Annotated in this window: 16 protein-coding genes; 4 read left to right on the top strand and 12 right to left on the bottom strand. The window is 69.3% G+C overall.

The genetic code is table 11. From position 1 onward, the window contains the following. Nucleotides 1-19 precede the first annotated feature (19 nt). From L6444_RS08600 to L6444_RS08590, 3 genes are read left to right on the top strand one after another with little or no spacing between them, the layout of a single operon-like run. Nucleotides 20-2,092 (top strand): MMPL family transporter, encoded by a 2,073-nt coding sequence (locus L6444_RS08600; RefSeq protein ID WP_236981712.1) that lies wholly within the window; start codon nucleotides 20-22, stop codon nucleotides 2,090-2,092. Then, nucleotides 2,089-2,568, top strand: coding sequence for a TspO/MBR family protein (locus tag L6444_RS08595; RefSeq protein ID WP_236981711.1), 480 nt, complete (start codon nucleotides 2,089-2,091; stop codon nucleotides 2,566-2,568). Before L6444_RS08600 ends, L6444_RS08595 begins: the two co-directional genes overlap by 4 nt. 3 nt (nucleotides 2,569-2,571) lie before the next feature. Continuing rightward, nucleotides 2,572-3,912 (top strand): cryptochrome/photolyase family protein, encoded by a 1,341-nt coding sequence (locus L6444_RS08590; RefSeq protein WP_236981710.1) that lies wholly within the window; start codon nucleotides 2,572-2,574, stop codon nucleotides 3,910-3,912. A gap of 74 nt (nucleotides 3,913-3,986) precedes the next feature. Here the strand turns inward: L6444_RS08590 and L6444_RS08585 are convergent, their stop codons facing one another. Further along, entirely contained in the window at nucleotides 3,987-4,613 is a 627-nt protein-coding gene (locus L6444_RS08585) for a hypothetical protein (RefSeq protein ID WP_236981709.1), read from the bottom strand. A gap of 96 nt (nucleotides 4,614-4,709) precedes the next feature. Next, nucleotides 4,710-5,450 (bottom strand): acyltransferase, encoded by a 741-nt coding sequence (locus L6444_RS08580; RefSeq protein WP_236981708.1) that lies wholly within the window; start codon nucleotides 5,448-5,450, stop codon nucleotides 4,710-4,712. A gap of 65 nt (nucleotides 5,451-5,515) precedes the next feature. Between L6444_RS08580 and L6444_RS08575 the strand changes: the two genes are divergently transcribed. Further along, nucleotides 5,516-6,805: an outer membrane protein assembly factor BamB family protein gene (locus L6444_RS08575; RefSeq protein WP_236981707.1), complete on the top strand. Its 1,290-nt coding sequence runs from the start codon at nucleotides 5,516-5,518 to the stop codon at nucleotides 6,803-6,805. Between the two features lie 106 nt (nucleotides 6,806-6,911). On the opposite strand, the gene L6444_RS08570 is transcribed toward L6444_RS08575, so the two are convergent. From L6444_RS08570 to L6444_RS08525, 10 genes are all read right to left on the bottom strand, one after another. Continuing rightward, nucleotides 6,912-7,598 carry an esterase gene (locus tag L6444_RS08570; protein ID WP_236981706.1) on the bottom strand — a complete coding sequence of 229 codons (687 nt, stop codon included), beginning with the start codon at nucleotides 7,596-7,598 and terminating at the stop codon, nucleotides 6,912-6,914. A gap of 70 nt (nucleotides 7,599-7,668) precedes the next feature. Then, complete coding sequence (locus tag L6444_RS08565; protein WP_236983934.1) at nucleotides 7,669-8,841, bottom strand: THUMP-like domain-containing protein; 1,173 nt, start codon at nucleotides 8,839-8,841, stop codon at nucleotides 7,669-7,671. Between the two features lie 2 nt (nucleotides 8,842-8,843). Further along, nucleotides 8,844-9,839, bottom strand: a complete 996-nt coding sequence (locus L6444_RS08560) for a class I SAM-dependent methyltransferase (protein ID WP_236981705.1) — start codon at nucleotides 9,837-9,839, stop codon at nucleotides 8,844-8,846. Between the two features lie 11 nt (nucleotides 9,840-9,850). Then, nucleotides 9,851-10,618, bottom strand: coding sequence for an enoyl-CoA hydratase (locus L6444_RS08555; protein WP_236981704.1), 768 nt, complete (start codon nucleotides 10,616-10,618; stop codon nucleotides 9,851-9,853). Continuing rightward, nucleotides 10,615-11,445, bottom strand: coding sequence for an NUDIX hydrolase (locus tag L6444_RS08550; protein WP_236981703.1), 831 nt, complete (start codon nucleotides 11,443-11,445; stop codon nucleotides 10,615-10,617). Before L6444_RS08550 ends, L6444_RS08555 begins: the two co-directional genes overlap by 4 nt. Next, complete coding sequence (locus tag L6444_RS08545) at nucleotides 11,442-12,368, bottom strand: ABC transporter ATP-binding protein (protein WP_236981702.1); 927 nt, start codon at nucleotides 12,366-12,368, stop codon at nucleotides 11,442-11,444. The genes L6444_RS08550 and L6444_RS08545 overlap by 4 nt, the downstream gene beginning before the upstream one ends. Continuing rightward, complete coding sequence (locus L6444_RS08540) at nucleotides 12,349-13,821, bottom strand: hydrogenase large subunit (RefSeq protein WP_370653101.1); 1,473 nt, start codon at nucleotides 13,819-13,821, stop codon at nucleotides 12,349-12,351. The genes L6444_RS08545 and L6444_RS08540 overlap by 20 nt, the downstream gene beginning before the upstream one ends. Next, nucleotides 13,818-15,284, bottom strand: coding sequence for a proton-conducting transporter transmembrane domain-containing protein (locus L6444_RS08535; protein ID WP_236981701.1), 1,467 nt, complete (start codon nucleotides 15,282-15,284; stop codon nucleotides 13,818-13,820). The genes L6444_RS08540 and L6444_RS08535 overlap by 4 nt, the downstream gene beginning before the upstream one ends. Beyond that, nucleotides 15,284-15,940, bottom strand: coding sequence for a hypothetical protein (locus L6444_RS08530; RefSeq protein WP_236981700.1), 657 nt, complete (start codon nucleotides 15,938-15,940; stop codon nucleotides 15,284-15,286). The genes L6444_RS08535 and L6444_RS08530 overlap by 1 nt, the downstream gene beginning before the upstream one ends. A 1-nt stretch (nucleotide 15,941) precedes the next feature. Next, nucleotides 15,942-16,895, bottom strand: coding sequence for a respiratory chain complex I subunit 1 family protein (locus L6444_RS08525; protein WP_236983930.1), 954 nt, complete (start codon nucleotides 16,893-16,895; stop codon nucleotides 15,942-15,944). Nucleotides 16,896-16,897: the final 2 nt, after the last annotated feature.

Here is a 16,897-nt window from a genome sequence, read left to right as displayed (position 1 = left end):
CTACTGAAATACTTGATCGGTGATCTGGCAGAGACTCGCGACCGCGGTCACGGGCCGTCGCTCGTGGCTGCTCGCCTTGGGCGTTTTTCTGGTGTCCGTCGGTTTCATGGTGCTGATCGGGGGGAATGCCGCAGCAGGCCAGGCGCCGCCTGTGGTGCCAACCGATTCAGATTCCGCGAAGGTACAGACGCTGTCCAAACAGTTTCCCGGTGGTGACCGGGTCCCGCTGATCGTGGTGGTCAATCGGGTCGACGGCGCCGCCGACCGCGCCGCGCTCCAGCAGGCGGGTGAGGACGCCCGCAATCGGATGTTGGCCGCCGCCGGCGCAGGCCAACCCGGCGGCGCCGCCGCCCCGGTGCTGGTGTCAGAAGACGGGAGGGCCGCCATCGCAGTGGTTCCGATCAGCGCCGACCTGTCCGGCATGTCCCTCAACGACGCCGTAGCTGCGCAACGCGATGCAGCCGCGACGGGTCTACCGGCGGGCATGGCCGCACACGTCACCGGCGGGCCGGCGTTCGGTGCCGACATCGCGAACGCGTTCGCCGGAGCCAACATCACGCTGCTCGCGGTCACCGCATCGGTGGTGGCTCTGCTGTTGATCGCCACCTACCGCTCCCCCGTGCTGTGGCTGGTGCCGTTGCTGGTGATCGCCTTCGCCGACCGGATGGCCGCTGCGGTGGGCACCGCGGTGGCGTCGCTGACCGGGCTCAGCTTCGACGGTTCCACGTCCGGCATCACCAGCGTGTTGGTGTTCGGCGCGGGCACCAACTATGCGCTGCTGCTGATTTCGCGCTACCGCCAAGAACTTCGGCGTCACAGCGACCATCGCGACGCGCTGGCCCGGGCGGTGCGGGCGGCCGGGCCGGCGATCGTGGCGAGCAACGCCACCGTGGTACTGGCGCTGCTCACGCTGATCGCCGCCTGGACACCGAGCACCCGCAGCCTGGGTGCGCTAGCCGCGTGCGGACTGCTGGTCGCCGTGCTGTCGGTCCTGCTGCTGCTGCCGCCGTTGCTGGCGTTGTGCGGGCGGCGCCTGTTCTGGCCGTTCGTCCCGCAACCCGAGCAGCAGGACGACCCGGCACCGTCTGAGTCCGGCGTCTGGCACCGCGTCGCCGAATCGGTGGCACGCCGGCCGGCGCTGGTCGCCTCCCTCACCGTCGTAGTGCTGGCCGCGCTGGCGACCGGACTGCTGAGCGTGCGCATCGGTCTCACCCAAACCGAACAATTCCGCGTCCGGGCGGATTCGGTGACCGGGTACGACGTCGTGGCTGCGCACTTTCCGGCAGGGTCGGCCAACCCGACCGAGGTGATCGCCCCCACCGACCGATCGGCGCAGGTGCAGCAGGCCATCACCGCCACTCCCGGCGTGGTCTCGGCCCGTCCCGCCGGCACGTCGCCGGCCGGGCTGACGAAATGGTCCGTGGTGACCGATGCCGCGCCGTCCTCCCCGCAGGCTTTCAAAACGATTGCGGCGCTGCGTAATTCGACCGCGTCGTTTAACTCCGTGGTGGGCGGCCCCGACGCGCAGGCGCTGGACGCGCGCGATGCGGCGGTACACGATAGAGATCTGCTCATCCCGGCGATCCTGGCGGTCATCCTGCTGGTGCTCTACGTGCTGCTGCGCTCGGCCCTGGCGCCGCCGACGCTGCTGGCGGCGACGATCCTCGGGGCGCTGGCGGCGCTGGGCCTCGGCGGCTGGGCGAGCATGCATGTGGTCGGTTTTCCCGCGCTGGACAACATCGCCCCGCTGTACGCCTTCCTGTTTCTGGCCGCACTCGGTGTCGACTACACCATCTTCCTGGTCACCCGCGCCCGCGAGGAGGCCGCCGAACACGGCGCACGGGACGGGATGGTCCGCGCGGTCTCGGTCACCGGCGGCGTCATCACCAGCGCGGGAATTGTTCTGGCAGCGGTCTTTTGCGTGTTGGGAGTGTTGCCGCTGATCGTGATGACCCAGTTGGGCATCATTGTTGGACTGGGCATTCTGCTGGACACCTTCGTGGTGCGCACCCTGGTGATCCCGGCGCTGTTCGCGCTGATCGGGGACCGCATCTGGTGGCCTGCCGCCCTGAACCGGAAGGAGTCGATATGAATCGAAAGACACTCGCCGCCACTGGGCTGGCCGTTGCGGCGGTCGCCGTCTCGGGAACGGTGGCCAGCCCGGCACGCACTCCCGGTTGGTATGAGGGGCTGCGCAAGCCGTCCTACGTGCCGCCCGGTCCGGTGTTTCCGGTCGCGTGGACTTCGCTCTACACCGACATCGCGGTCAGTTCCGCGACGGCCATCGATCGGTACCGCGAGACCGGCCAGGACGACGAAGCACGCAAATACGTTGCGGCCCTGAGCGTGAACCTGGCGATCAATGCGGTGTGGAGTTGGCTGTTCTTCGGCTGGCACAAGCTCGGCGCCGCGGCGTTGGGCGCCGTCGCGCTGACCGCCAGCAGCGCCGACCTCACCCGGCGCACCGCCGCCGCGGACCGCAGAGCCGGCCTGGCATTGCTCCCCTACCCGTTGTGGTGCGTGTTCGCCACCTTGCTGGCCACCCGGGTCTGGCAGCTCAACCGCTGAATAATGGTCAGCCTGCTGTGGTTTCGTCGCGACCTGCGCTTGCGGGACCATCCCGCGCTGGCCGCCGCCGCCGAAAGCGACCACACGCTGGCCTGTTTCGTGCTCGACCCGCAGTTGGAGAAATCCTCCGGCCAGCGCCGCCTGCAGTTTCTGGGTGACTCGCTGCGTCAGTTGCAACAAGATCTGGACGGGCGCCTGCTGGTGGTCCGGGGACCGCCAGAGCAACGAATCCCCCAGTTGGCCAACGAGATCGACGCATCGGCAGTGCACATCTCCGAGGACTTCGCACCGTTCGGGCGACGCCGCGACGAGCGGGTGCGCGAAGCGCTGGGCGAGGTGCCGCTGGTGCCGACGGGCTCGCCGTACCTGGTTTCCCCGGGCCGGGTGACCAAGGACGACGGCACCCCGTACAAGGTGTTCACGCCGTTCTACGGCAGATGGCGCGACGCCGGGTGGCGGGCGCCGGCCCAGACAGGCACGGAAACGGCGTCCTGGCTCGACCCGTCCCGGGTGCAGGGTAAGGCACTCCAGCCGGCCGAGATCCCGAACCCGGGCGTGACGTTGGACGTCGCCGCCGGCGAAGCGCAGGCACTTTCGCAGTGGGCAGAGTTCGTGGGCGACGGCATGGACCGCTACGGCAAGGACCGCAACCGGCCGGATCTGGCGGGCACCAGCCGGATGTCGGCGCACCTCAAGTTCGGCACCATCCATCCCCGGACCATGGCCGCCGCCCTGGACATGAGACGCAACGGCACTCAGGAATACTTGCGGCAGTTGGCTTTTCGCGACTTCTACGCCGCAGTGCTCTATCACTGGCCGGACAGTGTGTGGCACAACTGGAACGGCGACTTCGACGCCATCCGAACCGACACCGGCCAGGATGCCGACCAGCGCTTCGAGTCCTGGACTGCCGGCAAAACCGGGTTCCCGATCGTCGACGCAGGCATGCGGCAGCTACGCGAGACCGGGTTCATGCACAATCGGGTGCGCATGATCGTTGCGTCGTTTCTGGTCAAGGATCTGCACCTGCCGTGGCAGTGGGGCGCGCGCTGGTTTCTGCGGCAACTCGTCGACGGCGATATGGCCAACAACCAGCACGGCTGGCAGTGGTGCGCGGGCAGCGGCACCGACGCCGCGCCGTACTTCCGGGTGTTCAACCCGACCAAGCAGGGCGAGAAGTTCGACCCGACCGGCGCTTACATCCGGCGCTGGGTACCCGAGTTGGCCGACGTCGACGATGTCCATCTGATCAAGGGCGACCGACCCGACGGATACCCTGCGCCGATCGTCGACCATGCCAGAGAACGTCAAGAGGCGTTGCGGCGCTACGGTGACATCAGCTGAGGGCATCCGGTTCGCGGCCCGGTTCCGGGGGTGCGGCCAGCCGTCCAGCACCGCCGCTTGCGACGCGGCGAGTACTACGCCGGCAAGTTCTTCTTGATGGTGGCGTCCTGCTTCTCGGCTACCGCGGTGGCGAAATCGATCGGGGCGGCGTCGCCCGGGGGGCCTTCGAAGTGAATCGTCACCGACGCCCTCCCTTCGGTGAACAGCAGCACGGTCACGGCTTTGGTCTTGTCCGGCGATGTACCCAGCGCCGCGGTTCCCCCGTTGCCTACCGCGACGGGTTGCGGGGTGCCGCCGACCACCCAATTGTCCAGAATCCCCACCGTGCCACTCATCGCCTTGACCGCGGCCGCAGCGTCCGGCAGGACGGCGATATTGAAGCTGATGATGTTGTCGCCCTTGGCGTTCCGGAACGTTCCTTCCACACCGGGAGGATCGTTGGTCGGGGAGGCCGGCTGCCCGACCTGCAGCGGGTCACCCGAGAGCGGCTGCAGATCGGTGAGCGGTACCAGCAGGTTGGTGTAGTCGGCGGACGCCGCGGTGGACGATGTTGCGGTTGCCGATGCGCTGCTCGAACCGGTCGCCGACGTCGTCGAGGAGGACGAGGCCGGAGCCTTTTCGTCGTTGCTGCCGCACGCGGGGGCCAACACACTCAGCGCCACGGCCGCCGCCAAGCCCACCACTGCATTTGCCGGCTTCATCCGGGCTCCCTTCTACCGCTGGATTTGGGCGAATTACCGCGCCCGACACGGTTGATCGAACAGCATCGCGGTATGACCCGCAACCCCTGATCAGCCTCAGGAATGGGACGCTTTCTTGCGCTCGATATCGGCCAGGGCGGCGGCCAACTCGGCGCGTTGCGCGGCCGAGGTCTCCCAGGACAGCTTGCGGTTCTTCACCACTTTCGCCGGGGCGCCGACGGCGATCGAATAGTCCGGGATGACACCGCGCACCACGGCGTGCGATCCGAGCACGCAGCCGCGCCCGACGGAGGTGCCGCGCAATACCGACACCTTCACACCGATCCAGGTGTCCGGGCCGATCCGCACCGGCGACTTGATGATGCCCTGGTCCTTGATCGGCAGCGTGATGTCGTCCATGCGGTGGTCGAAATCGCAGATGTAGCACCAGTCGGCCATCAGCGCGGAGTCGCCGAGCTCGATGTCCAGATAGCAGTTGACGACGTTGTCGCGGCCGAGCACCACCTTGTCGCCGAAGCGCAGCGAACCCTCGTGGGCGCGGATGGTGTTCTTGTCTCCGATGTGCACCCAGCGGCCGATCTCGAGCTGCGCAAGCTCGGGCGTGCAGTGGATCTCCACGCCCTTGCCGAGGAACACCATGCCGCGGGTGATGATGTGGGGGTTCTGCAGCTTGAACTTCAGCAGCCGCCAGTAGCGCACCAGGTACCACGGCGTGTAGGCCTTGTTGCGCAACACCCATCGCAGCGATGCCAGGGTGAGGAATTTGGCCTGGCGCGGGTCCCTGAGCCGGCCGCCGCGCCACCGGCGATGCAGCGGCGCACCCCACATGCTCGTCATGGCCCGAAAGCCTACCTATAGCCTCACGCGTTACCCTCACCTGGACTCGACCGTGAAAGGAACCCGTGCTCGCCCGACGCCTGCTGACGGCCGTTCTGGTGGCTGTGCTCACCCTCGCGCTCGGCGGTTGCGGCAACACCGACTCCTGGGTGGACGCGGCGCCCGCGCTGGGCTGGCCCGCACCGTACGCGGACGCTGCCAACAGCAGCTACACCCCGACCAATGGCGCCGCCAAACTGACCCTGCGCTGGACGCGTTCGGTCAAAGGCAGCCTGACGGCCGGCCCGGCGCTGGGTGCGCGAGGTTTCCTGGCCCTCAATTCCCAGACCCCGGGCGGCTGTTCGTTCATGGAGTGGGAAATCGGCAACGGGCGGCAACGCTGGTGCCTGCGGCTGGTCCAGGGCGGTGGCTTCGGCGGCCCGCTGTTCGACGGCTTCGACAATCTGTATGTGGGGCAGCCGGGGTCGATCATCTCGTTCCCGCCGACACAGTGGACGCGCTGGCGCAAACCGGTGATCGGCATGCCGACTACTCCGCGGTTCCTGGGTGACGGCCGCCTGCTGGTCAGTACGCACCTGGGACAGTTGCTGGTCTTCGACACCCACCGCGGCGCCGTGGTGGGCACGTCGATCGATCTGGTGGACGGTGTTGACCCCGCCGATGCGGCGCGCGGGCTGGCCGACTGCGCGCCGGCGCGCCCGGCCTGCCCGGTGGCGGCCGCGCCCGCGTTCTCGAAAGCCACCGAGATGGTGGTGATCGGCGTCTGGCAGCCGGGGGCGCCGGCCGCGGGACTGGTCGGGCTGAAATATCACGCGGGCCAACTCTCCCGCGAATGGACCTCCGATGCGGTGGGGGCCGGCGTGCTGGGCTCGCCGGTGCTGTCCGCCGACGGATCGACGGTCTACGTCAACGGCCGCGACCAGCGCCTGTGGGCACTGCACTCCACCGATGGAAAGCCGAAATGGTCTGCGCCACTGAGCTTTTCGCCGCAGACACCGCCCGCGGTCACCCCGCAGGGCCTGATCGTGTCCGGTGGTGGCCCCGAGGCGCGGCTGACGGCATTCCGGGACAAGGGCGACCACGCGGAAGTGGCCTGGCGACGCGAGGACGTCACCGCGCTGTCGACGTCGAGCCTGGCCGGTGACGGGGTCGGCTACGCGGTGGTCGGCGGTCCGCCGCACGACAACGACCCGGGTATGTCGCTGCAGGTGTTCGACCCGTCGAACGGTCAAACCACCAACAGCTATCCGCTGCCCGCGGCCACCGGCACGCCGGTCGGGGTGTCGGTCGGCAAGGACCGCCGCGTGGTGGTGTGCACCAGCGACGGCCAGGTCTACAGCTTCGAACCGGCGTGACCGCAGGCGAAACGCACCGCGTCGACGCTGCGCTCAGGGCGTGGGCCACTCGCACTTTCTCGCCATGGCCGCAGAATCGAATCCGCGCGCCGGCCAAACACCGTGGCTAGATCGCCAGCGGCGGGATGGCGTTGCGCGGCACCGGCACCTGGGTCGCACCGGCGAACGACGGCAGCAGCTCGCCCTGCGCGAAATAGAAGATCAGCGCGTCGTCGGTGATCGCGAAGTTCTGGTAATTGGTCGGGTCGTGTCCGGCGCCCGGCGAGATGGCCAGCCCCAGCCCGCTCTGATGTTCCAGCTCACGCTGCACGATCGGGAAGATGGTGTCCAGCGCATTGGCGTTGGGCGCGAACAAAGTGTCGAAGGTGATCGGCTGCTTGGACACCAGGTTGTAGTTGAACGACTTGAACCAGTTCGACGGGCGGGCCCCGCCGAGGTCCTGGAAGAACTTCAGCACCACGCTGCGGGTGTGCGGGGGCTGGCCGGAACTGTGCTGGTCGTTGGTGGCATCCATCTGGTAGGGCTGATCACGCCGACCAGATCCCTGGGCGACGTTGACGAACCCGTCGCGGTTCTGGGTGATGTAGTCGGTCAGCGCCTGCTGGTCGGGGTAGTCAGCGGGATAGGTGATGTCCAGCGTGTAGGTGCCACCCGACTGGTGGATGTGGCAGGTCTGGCCCTCGAGCGAGCCACCGAGGTTGGCGCACGTCGGCGGCGCCGCCGCTGCGGTGCCCGCCGGCCATCCCAACAGGAGCGCAGCAGCCATCGCCGCGGTCGCCATCCGGTAACGCATCGTCGAAATGTCCTCGCAGACCAGGAAGGGAGGTGTCTTGAGTTGTAATTCGCCGTCAGCGTACCCGGCGTTACCGTGAGGCCCGGCAAACGTAGGCGACCGGCCGTCCGGCAGCGCCGGTGCCGATGCGAGCGATCACCACCGACAGTGCACTGCTTCCCCGCAGCCGTAGTCGTCGGCGCAGCGCGTCGGGGTCCACGCCCACGCCGCGGACCAGGATCTCGGCCGACCCGCAGTCCAGCGCCCACAGCGCGGCGCGCAGGCGCCGTTCGTCGTAGGCCAGTTGATCGAGCACCTCGAAGCCGCGCACCCCGGGCGGTAGCCGGTCGCCGGACAGGTAGGCGATGTCGGGGTCGAGTTGCCACAACCCGTGCCGCGCCGCGTACTGCCGGACCAGCCCCGCCCGCACCACGGCCCCGTCGGGGTCGACGATCCAGCGTCCGGCCGGCCGCACCTCGCTGTCGTCGGGATCGGTGTCGGCGACCTGCTCACCGCGGTCCAGGACGGTCGCGCGCCGGCGCACGCCCGGCTCGGCCAGTCCGGCCGACCACAGGCAGGCCTCGCGAACCGAACCGCGCCAGGACGTCACCTCGATCTCGCCGTCGAACCCCAACCGGCCAACTTCGTCGAAATCTATTCCGGGAGAACATTTTACGACCAGCTCATAGCGCCGATAGGTGTGCAGCAGCGAATCCAGGGCCGGCTGGTACTCGGCCGGGTTGAACCGGCGCCGCCCACCGCTGCGCCGCGCCGGGTCGACGACGACGACGGCGCCGCGGGTCACCGGGCGCAGGGCGTCGGCGCGGCACAGATCCACGTCGGCGCCGAGGTTGTGCCGTGCCATCGCCAGCCGGACCGCGTCGAGGTCGCTGCCGATCGTCCTGGCCGCCACGGGCCGCAGCGCCGCCAACTCGGTGCCGATCGAACAGGTTGCGTCGTGCACCACCCGCCCGGCCAGCCGGTCCGCGCGGTGCAGGGCGACCGGGGCCGCGGTGGCCTGCTGCAGCGCCTCGTCGGTGAACAACCAGCTCGCCACGTCACCGAGTCCGTCGAGCTTGCCGGCGGCCTTGCGGCGCAGCAGCGTCGTCTCCACCAGAAGCGGGGTCCGGTCGCCGAACCGGGAGCGCACCGCGGCGACGTCGGCGATCCGGGTGGCCGCACCGAACTCGAAATCGGCGACCACCGCCAGCGCCGCCGCGCCGGCATCCGAGCGCAGATAGCTGACGTCGTCGACGTCGAACAGGCTCAGGAGGGTTTGACCCCGGTGACCATCACGTTGTAGAACCACCCCTTCGGCGCGACGTGCCGCCAGACGTTGGCGTCCACCCAGCTCAGCGCCTTCCAGCCGGTGAACGCGAACTTCGCCCAGCCCCAGCCCAGCCGGCCGGGCGGCACCGAGGCCTCGAACGTGCGTACCGGCCAGCCGAACATCGCGGCGGTGAACTCCTCGCTGGCGGTCTCGACGTCCACCGCGCCGGCGCTGGCGGCCATCCGCTCCAGGTCCTCGGGGGCGAAGGTGTGCAGGTCCACGATCGCCTCCAGCGCCGCAGCGCGGCTCGACTCGTCGAGTTCTTCCTGCGGGCGGCGCCAACTGCCCAGCCCGGGCAGCTTGGTGACGTTGGTGGCCACCCGCCAGGTCAGCGTCGACAGGCCGCGCGCGTAGACATTGCCGGCGCTGGTCGGCTCACCGGCGAAGACAAACCGGCCGCCCGGCTTGAGCACCCGGATCACCTCGCGCAGCGAGAGTTCGACGTCGGGAATGTGGTGCAGGACGGCGTGCCCGACCACCAGGTCGAAGGTGTTGTCGTCGTACGGGATGCCTTCGGCGTCGGCGACCCGGCCGTCGATGTCCAGGCCCAGCGACTGGCCGTTGCGGGTGGCGACCTTGACCATGCCGGGTGACAGGTCGGTGACCGAGCCGCGCCGGGCCACCCCGGCCTGGATCAGGTTGAGCAGGAAGAAGCCGGTGCCGCAGCCCAGTTCCAGGGCACGGTCGTAGGGCAGTTCGCGGATCACCTCGTCGGGGACGATCGCGTCGAACCGGCCGCGGGCGTAGTCCACGCAACGCTGGTCGTAGGAGATCGACCACTTCTCGTCGTAGTTCTCGGCTTCCCAGTCGTGGTAGAGCACCTGGGCGAGCTTGCTGTCGTGACGCGCGGCCTCCACCTGTTCCGCGGTGGCGTGCGGATTGGGGACGGCGTCGGCGTCAGGGCCAGGGCTCTTGGTGGTACTCCTCGTCATGAGGGGCAAGCCTAACCTTCTTCGGAATTCCTGTCGGTGCCACCGCCCTGACCAGCGGCGAATACCTCGACGTAGCGGCGCTGCTCGGCGGCGCGGCGCTCGGATCCGCCGGATCCCGAATACACGTCGTTGATGCCGGCCTTCGCCGCTGCCAGCGCGGGAGCCGGACCTTCCAGGAACCGGCGCGCCCACGCCGCGGCGGCGTCGTAGACGTCGTCGGGGGCCACCATGTCGTCGATCAGACCCAGCGCCAGCGCCTCCTCGGCGTCGAAGAAGCGGCCGCTGAACACCAACTCCTTGGCCCGGCTGGCTCCGACCACATGGGTGAGGCGGGCCATCCCGTCGCCGCCGGGCACCAGCCCCGCCAGGATTTCGGTGGCGCCGAACTTCACGTTGTCGCCGCTGACCCGCCAGTCCGCGGCCAGCGCCAGCGTGAGGCCGGCGCCCAGCGCGTATCCGGTGATCGCGGCCACGGTGGGTTTCGGGATCGCGGCGACGGCGTCGATGGCCTCACAGCGCACCCGAGCGGCCGTGCCGGCCCCGGCAGCATCCAGCGTGCGCAGTTCGGGAATGTCGTCGCCGGCGGAGAAAATCTCGTGGCCGCCGAACAGGATCACCGCGCTCACGTCGTCGCGGCGGCCCAGTTCGTCGGCGGCGTCGATGATCTCGCGGTAGAACTGCCGGGTCATCGCGTTGGTGGGCGACCGCGACAGCAGCAGCATGGCCAGGCCGGCATCCTGAGAGCCGTCGCTGACCACGACACTGACGAACTCGCTCACTTGGGCATGCCCAGGGGCCACTGCATGGATCCGCCCTTCTCCCGAGCCGCGTGGTAGCGGTCGGAGTCGAAGAACTCGAAGACCCAGTTGTCGCCCCGCTTCTCCAGCAGCGGCTGCACGGGCACGATCTGGCGCTCGACGGCGAGGACGTCGGCGACACTGCGCCCGTCCAGCGAGTCCAGCCGCGTCCAGGTCGGCGGCAGCAGCACGTTGCGGCCGGCCTCGAAGTCGTCGATGGCTTTGCGCGGCGACTCCCAGCCGGCCCGGTCGGATTCGGTGTTCTCGCCGTCGGCTCGCTGACCTTCGGGCAACGCGCCGACGAAGAAGTAGGTGTCGTAGCGGCGGGTCGGCTCGGCCTCGGGGGTGACCCAGTTCGCCCACGGACGCAACAGGTCCGAGCGCAGCACCAGGTTCTCGGTGCGCAAAAAATCAGCGAAGGACAGGGTGCGGTCGGCCAGCGCGTGGCGCTCCTCGCGGTACACCGACGCATCCCGAACGATCCCGTCCGGATCCGCGGCGGGCCCGGCGAACAGCACGCCGGACTCCTCGAAGGTCTCCCGCGCCGCTGCGCACACCAGGGCCTCGGCCAGGTCGGCGTCGACGCCGAACCGCTCGGCCCACCACTGCGGCGGCGGGCCCGCCCAGGCGATCTCGGCGGTGCGGTCGCGATCGTCGACACCACCGCCGGGGAACACGATGACGCCGGGCGCGAACTCCATCTGCGAATGCCTACGCATCAGGAAGATGTTCAGGCCACCGGGTGCGTCGCGGATCAGCATCACGGTCGCTGCCGGGCGCGCGGGCAGCGGCACGTGCGGTTCGGTCATGGCTGCCTCCGATGAGCTGCCCGGGTACGTACCCGGCGGGCGAAGTAGCGTCCGTCGACGACGTCCAGGGCGATCCGCTGCCCGAACGCCGCGGAGAGATTCTCCGCGGTCAGCACATCGGGCAGCAGACCGGACGCCACCACCTGGGCCTCGGAGAGCAGCAGGCAGTGGCTGAATCCCGGCGGCACCTCTTCCACATGGTGGGTGACCAGCACCAGGGCGGGGGCGTCGGGGTCGGCGGCCAGGTCGGCCAACCGGGCCACCAGCTCCTCGCGGCCGCCCAGGTCCAGCCCGGCGGCGGGCTCGTCGAGCAGCAGCAACTCCGGGTCGGTCATCAGCGCGCGGGCGATCAGCACCCGTTTGCGCTCGCCTTCGGACAGCGTTCCGTAGTCGCGGTCGGCCAGGTGCTCGGCACCGAGGCTCTCCAGCATGTCCAGCGCGCGCTGGTAGTCGACGTCGTCGTAGCGCTCGCGCCAGCGGCCCAGCACCGAATAACCGGCCGAGACGACGAGGTCGCGCACCACCTCGTCGCTGGGGATGCGCTGGGCCAGGGCCGAGGAGCTCAGGCCGATCCGGGCGCGCAGTTCGCTGACGTCGACCCGGCCCAGCCGCTCCCCCAGCACGAACGCGATGCCACTGGACGGGTGCTCGGTGGCCGCCGCGATGCGCAGCAGCGACGTCTTGCCGGCGCCGTTGGGGCCGATGATGACCCAGCGTTCGTCGAGTTCGACGGCCCAGTCCAAGGGCCCGACCAGGGTGCGCCCGCCGCGGCGCAGCGCGACGTTTCGGAAGTCGATCAGCAGGTCGGGATCGGCCTCTACAGCATCGGTTTCGGGGCCGGTTTCGGGCACCCGACCATCGTGCCGTACCGCGACGACGCGGCTCACCTTGGGTCGCCAGCCCTCACAAGTCGTTGCCGGCATAGGACAGGTTGAAGCTCTTGTTGGCCAGCGGGAAGTCCGGGACGATCGTGTCGGCCATCGCGACCGGCAGCGCGGGCCAGTTGAACCAGGACGGATCCACCACCTTGGCGCGGGTGATCACACCGGCGTCGACCTCCACGCGGTGCACGATGGTGCCCCGCCAGCCCTCCACGATCCCCACACCCGACCCACCGGCCGCCGGCAGCGACGCCACCTGTTGCAGCGGGCCGTGGTGTTCCTCGATCAAGGTGCAGGCCAGCGCGACCGATGCCGCGAACTCGTCGCGGCGAATCAGGTAGCGGGCCAGCACGTCGCCGTCGGCGCGGCCCACCGGCTCGACCGGCAGCGGCGTCGTCGGGTGGTCCAGGCGCGCATCGGTGCCGATGCCGCTGGCGCGTGCGACGTAGCCCAGGCAACCCATCGCGCAGGCGTCGTCGCGCTTCAGCACGGCGGTGTCGGCGAAGCGGTCGTAGATCACCGAGTTGCCCAGGGTGAGCGCGGCGATCTCGGCGACGTCGACGGCCAGCGCCCGTAGCTCGACCGGCTCTGGAAGCTGTTGCAGGACAACGCCTCCGGGCCGGATCGCGCCGCGCAGCAGCCGGTGCCCGGTGACACGGTGGTTGATGCGCAGCACCAGTTCGCGCACTCGCTGGGCATGGGAGTTGGCCAGTGCGAATCCGACGTCGTTGGCCAGCGCCCCCAGGTCGGTGGCATGGTTGTAGAGCCGTTCGAGTTCGACGAGCAGCGCCCGCAGCCGGTGCAGCGCGTCGGGCGCCTGGTAACCGAGCGCCTCCTCCACCGCCAAACTGTGGGCCAGCGCGTGGGCGGCCGAGGTGTCGCCGCTGATCCGTTCGGCCATCCCCACCGCCCCCGCGGCGGGTCGCCCCTCGAACAGCTTCTCGATGCCCCGGTGCACGAACCACAGCCGCGCCTTGAGACGCAACACCGATTCCCCGATCACCGAAAAGCGGAAGTGCCCGGGCTCGATCAGTCCGGCGTGGACCGGCCCGACCGGGATCTCGTACACCCCGGGGCCTTCGACGGTGACGAACGGAAACCCCCCCACGGTCGCGAATTCTGTTGGTGCGGACGCGTTATGGCGCATCGGATACCAGTCCGACGGCCAGTGCGCGTGGCTCACCAATCGTCGCGGCTGCGGATGTCCTTGCGGCGCGATCCCGTACAGGTCCATCATCTCGCGTTCGAAGCGGCCGGCGGGGATGGACAAGTGGGCAAGCGAAGGCACCGCCGGATCGCCGGCGTCGATGGTCAGGGTGAGTTCGACGCGGCGGTCCGGCTGCCCGGCCAGCAGCAGGTAGACGACCCGCAGCACGGCGCCGTCGTCGTGGGCGGCCACCAGCGCCAATCTGAATCCGTCGTCCAACAGGGTCCCGACGGCACCGGCAAGGCTATCGTCAGATACGTTGCGGCACAGCCGTTCCGGCGGCATCATCCGGCCCCGAACTGACTGGCCGCCGTGCTGAACAGCCCCGTCAGCGGTCCGGCGGACACGCCCAGCACCAGCGAGGCCGCGACGCCGGCCAGCAATGCGGCGGCCACCGAGGCGGGCACCACGATGGGCGGGGCGTCCACGCTCGGCGACCCGAGCAGGATGCGTCGGGCGTTGCCGACCAGCGCCGCAAATGCCACCACCATCAGCAGCAGCGCGGCGCCCATCGCCCAGACGAGCCGGGCATCGGCCAGCGACCTGGCGATGGCCAACTCGCTGGCGAACATCGCGAACGGCGGAAACCCAAGCAGCGCAACAACTCCGATGGCAAACGAGGTGCCGATCAGGCGCGAGCGGGTCAGCACCGCGCTGATGTCGGCGATGGCGGTGGAATCGTGTGCGGCCTGCAACTGACCGCCGGCCAGGAACAGCACCGTCTTTCCGACGCCGTGCGCCAGCACATGCAGCAGCAGCGCGGCGATGGCCAGTTTGGTTCCCGCGGCCGCCGCGATCGCGATCAGGCCCATGTTCTCCATCGACGAGTAGGCCAGCATCCGCTTGAGGTCCGTTGCCACGGTGAGCAACAGCGCGGCGATCAGGACGGTGGCTAGTCCAAGGGTCAGGAAGCCGGCCCGCAGGAAGCCGCTGCCCACCGCGGCGTCGATGACCCCGCGCAACCGGATCAGCACCGAAAACGCCACCGAGAGCAGCACTCCGCTCATCAGCGCCGACACCGGGGCCGGCGCCTGGCTGTGCGCGTCGGCCAGCCAGCCGTGGAACGGCACCAATCCCACCTTGGCGCCGTATCCGATCAGCAGCAGCCCACCCGCCAGCCTGGCCACCGACGGGTCGAGTTGGCCGGCGCGAGCCACCAGCACGTCGAGATCGAGGGCGGTCGCGCTGTCGGCGCCGGCGTGGCGCACCGCGAAATACAGCAGCACGGTGCCCAGGAACGCGACGGCGATCCCGACCGAGCAGATCACCACGTACTTCCAGGTAGCCTCCAGCGCGGTGCGGGTGCGACGGTGCCCGACCAGGAAAGCCGTGATCACCGTGGTGGCTTCCACGGCTACCCAGGTCACCCCGATGTTGTTGGCGGACACCGCCAGTGCCATCGCGGATACGAACGCCGGCGTCAGCGTCCCATACAGCCGGGCGTCGCCGCGGTCGGTGTGGCCGTGCTCGAGTTCGGCGTCGATGTAGCCGATGCTCGCCCAGGTGGCCAGGGTGCCGACGACGCCGATGACGATCAGCATCGTCACCGACAAGGCGTCGGAGCGCAGCAGTCCGTCCAGCACCACGCCGGGCCGCCCGCCCGTCTGAATGCCCAGCGCCACAGCCGATCCGAGCACCGCAATCGCCGAAAGCACGGTCAGGGTGGCCGTCGCGCGGCGCCACCCACCGATCCAGCCGGCCACTGCGGCAGCGGCCGGTGCCAGGATCGGCACCAGAATCAGGATGGTCATCAGTCTCGCAATCGCTGTAGCTGGTCCAGGCCGGTGCCGCCGAACATCCGTCGCAGCTGTCCGGTCAGGACGCCCAGGACGATCAGCGCGAACAGCACGTCGAGCGAGCCGCCCAGTTCGACGATCAGCGGTACACCGGCGGTGAGCAGGAACGCGGTGGCGACGATTCCGTTGTCCAGCATGAGGAATCCGGCGGCCTGCGAAATGGCGTGTCGCCTGGTCGCCATCACGAACAAGGCGATCAGCACCACCGCCAGCCCCGCCGGAGCGGCGCTGACCTCGGCGCCGGGATCCAGCCGCACCAACGGGCGGGTGACGGCCAGCGCGATCACCGTCAGTCCCGCCGCGATGAGCAGCGAGGCAGTGGTGTTCACCAGCGGTGTCGCTTCGCGATGCTCATCGGCGTCCAGTGCGCGGGAGAGCAGCATCGGCAGGACGACGCCGCGCAGCACGAACAGTGCCACGCCGATACCGATCAGTTCCCAATTGTGTTCGTGCACACCGAGAATGACCGGGATGATGGCCAGGGCGATGCCCTGGGCGGCGAGCAGGCGCACGATGGAACGCAGGTCGCGCCGCCACACGATCAGCACAGCGGTCAGCACCAACCCGCCCGGCGCCAGGTCGAGCACACTTCCATAGTTCAGTGCAGTCATGTCATCCCGCTTGTCCGGCAAAGAAATTGGCCGCGCTGACCGCCAGCAGCGCCATCAGGAACGAGCCGGCCAGCAATTCGGGCACCCGGAACAGGCGCAGTTTCGCGATGAATACCTCGGCACCGCCCAGTACCGCGGCGGCCAGCACCACCTTCAAAGCTATGGCGACGATACCGATCCCGACGCCGATCAGGGTCGGCCGCTGCCCCGCGATCCCCCATGGGGCGAACAGATTCGCCAGTAGCGCCAGCAGCACGGTGAGACGCATCGCGCTTGCCCATTCGACCAGCGCCAACCTCGGCCCCGCATATTCGAGCACCATCGCCTCGTGCACCATGGTCAGCTCCAGGTGGGTGGCCGGGTTGTCGACGGGTAGCCGCCCGGTCTCGGCGATGACGACGATCACCAGGGCGACGAACGCCAGGATTCCGCTCAGCGACACCACCTCGCCGGGGTTGTGCAGGCTGAACCCGACGATGGCGCCCAGATTGGCCGAGCGGGCAGGGATGGACAGCGCGAACACCGCGAGCAGGATGGTGGGCTCGACCAGCGCGGCGATGGTGATCTCACGGCTGGCGCCCATCCCGCCGAAAGAGGTTCCGGTGTCGATGCCGGCCAAGGTCAGCGCCACCGTGCCGAGGAACAGCAGGCCCACCACGGCGAACAGGTCCGCGACCGGGTCCAGCGGTGAACCGGTCGCGACCAGCGGGACGATTGCGGCGATCAGCAGCGTCGTGGCCGCCAGCAATACCGGGGCAGCCGCGAAGACCAGCGTGGTGCCCTCCGGTCTGACCTGCTGTTTGCGCAGTTGTTTGCGTAGATCGCGCCACGGCTGCAGAATGCCTGCGCCGCAACGACCTTCCAAGCGGGCCCGCACCTGGCGCATCAGCCCGATCACCAGCGGCGCGCCGAGCATCACCCCACCGATCTGGGCGAGGCCGGCCAGAGCCGACATGA

Origin of the sequence: Mycobacterium kiyosense, from assembly GCA_021654635.1 — a bacterium.
In the GTDB taxonomy this organism is placed as follows: Bacteria; Actinomycetota; Actinomycetes; order Mycobacteriales; family Mycobacteriaceae; genus Mycobacterium; species Mycobacterium kiyosense.
This window is presented reverse-complemented; position numbering and strand designations above follow the sequence as displayed.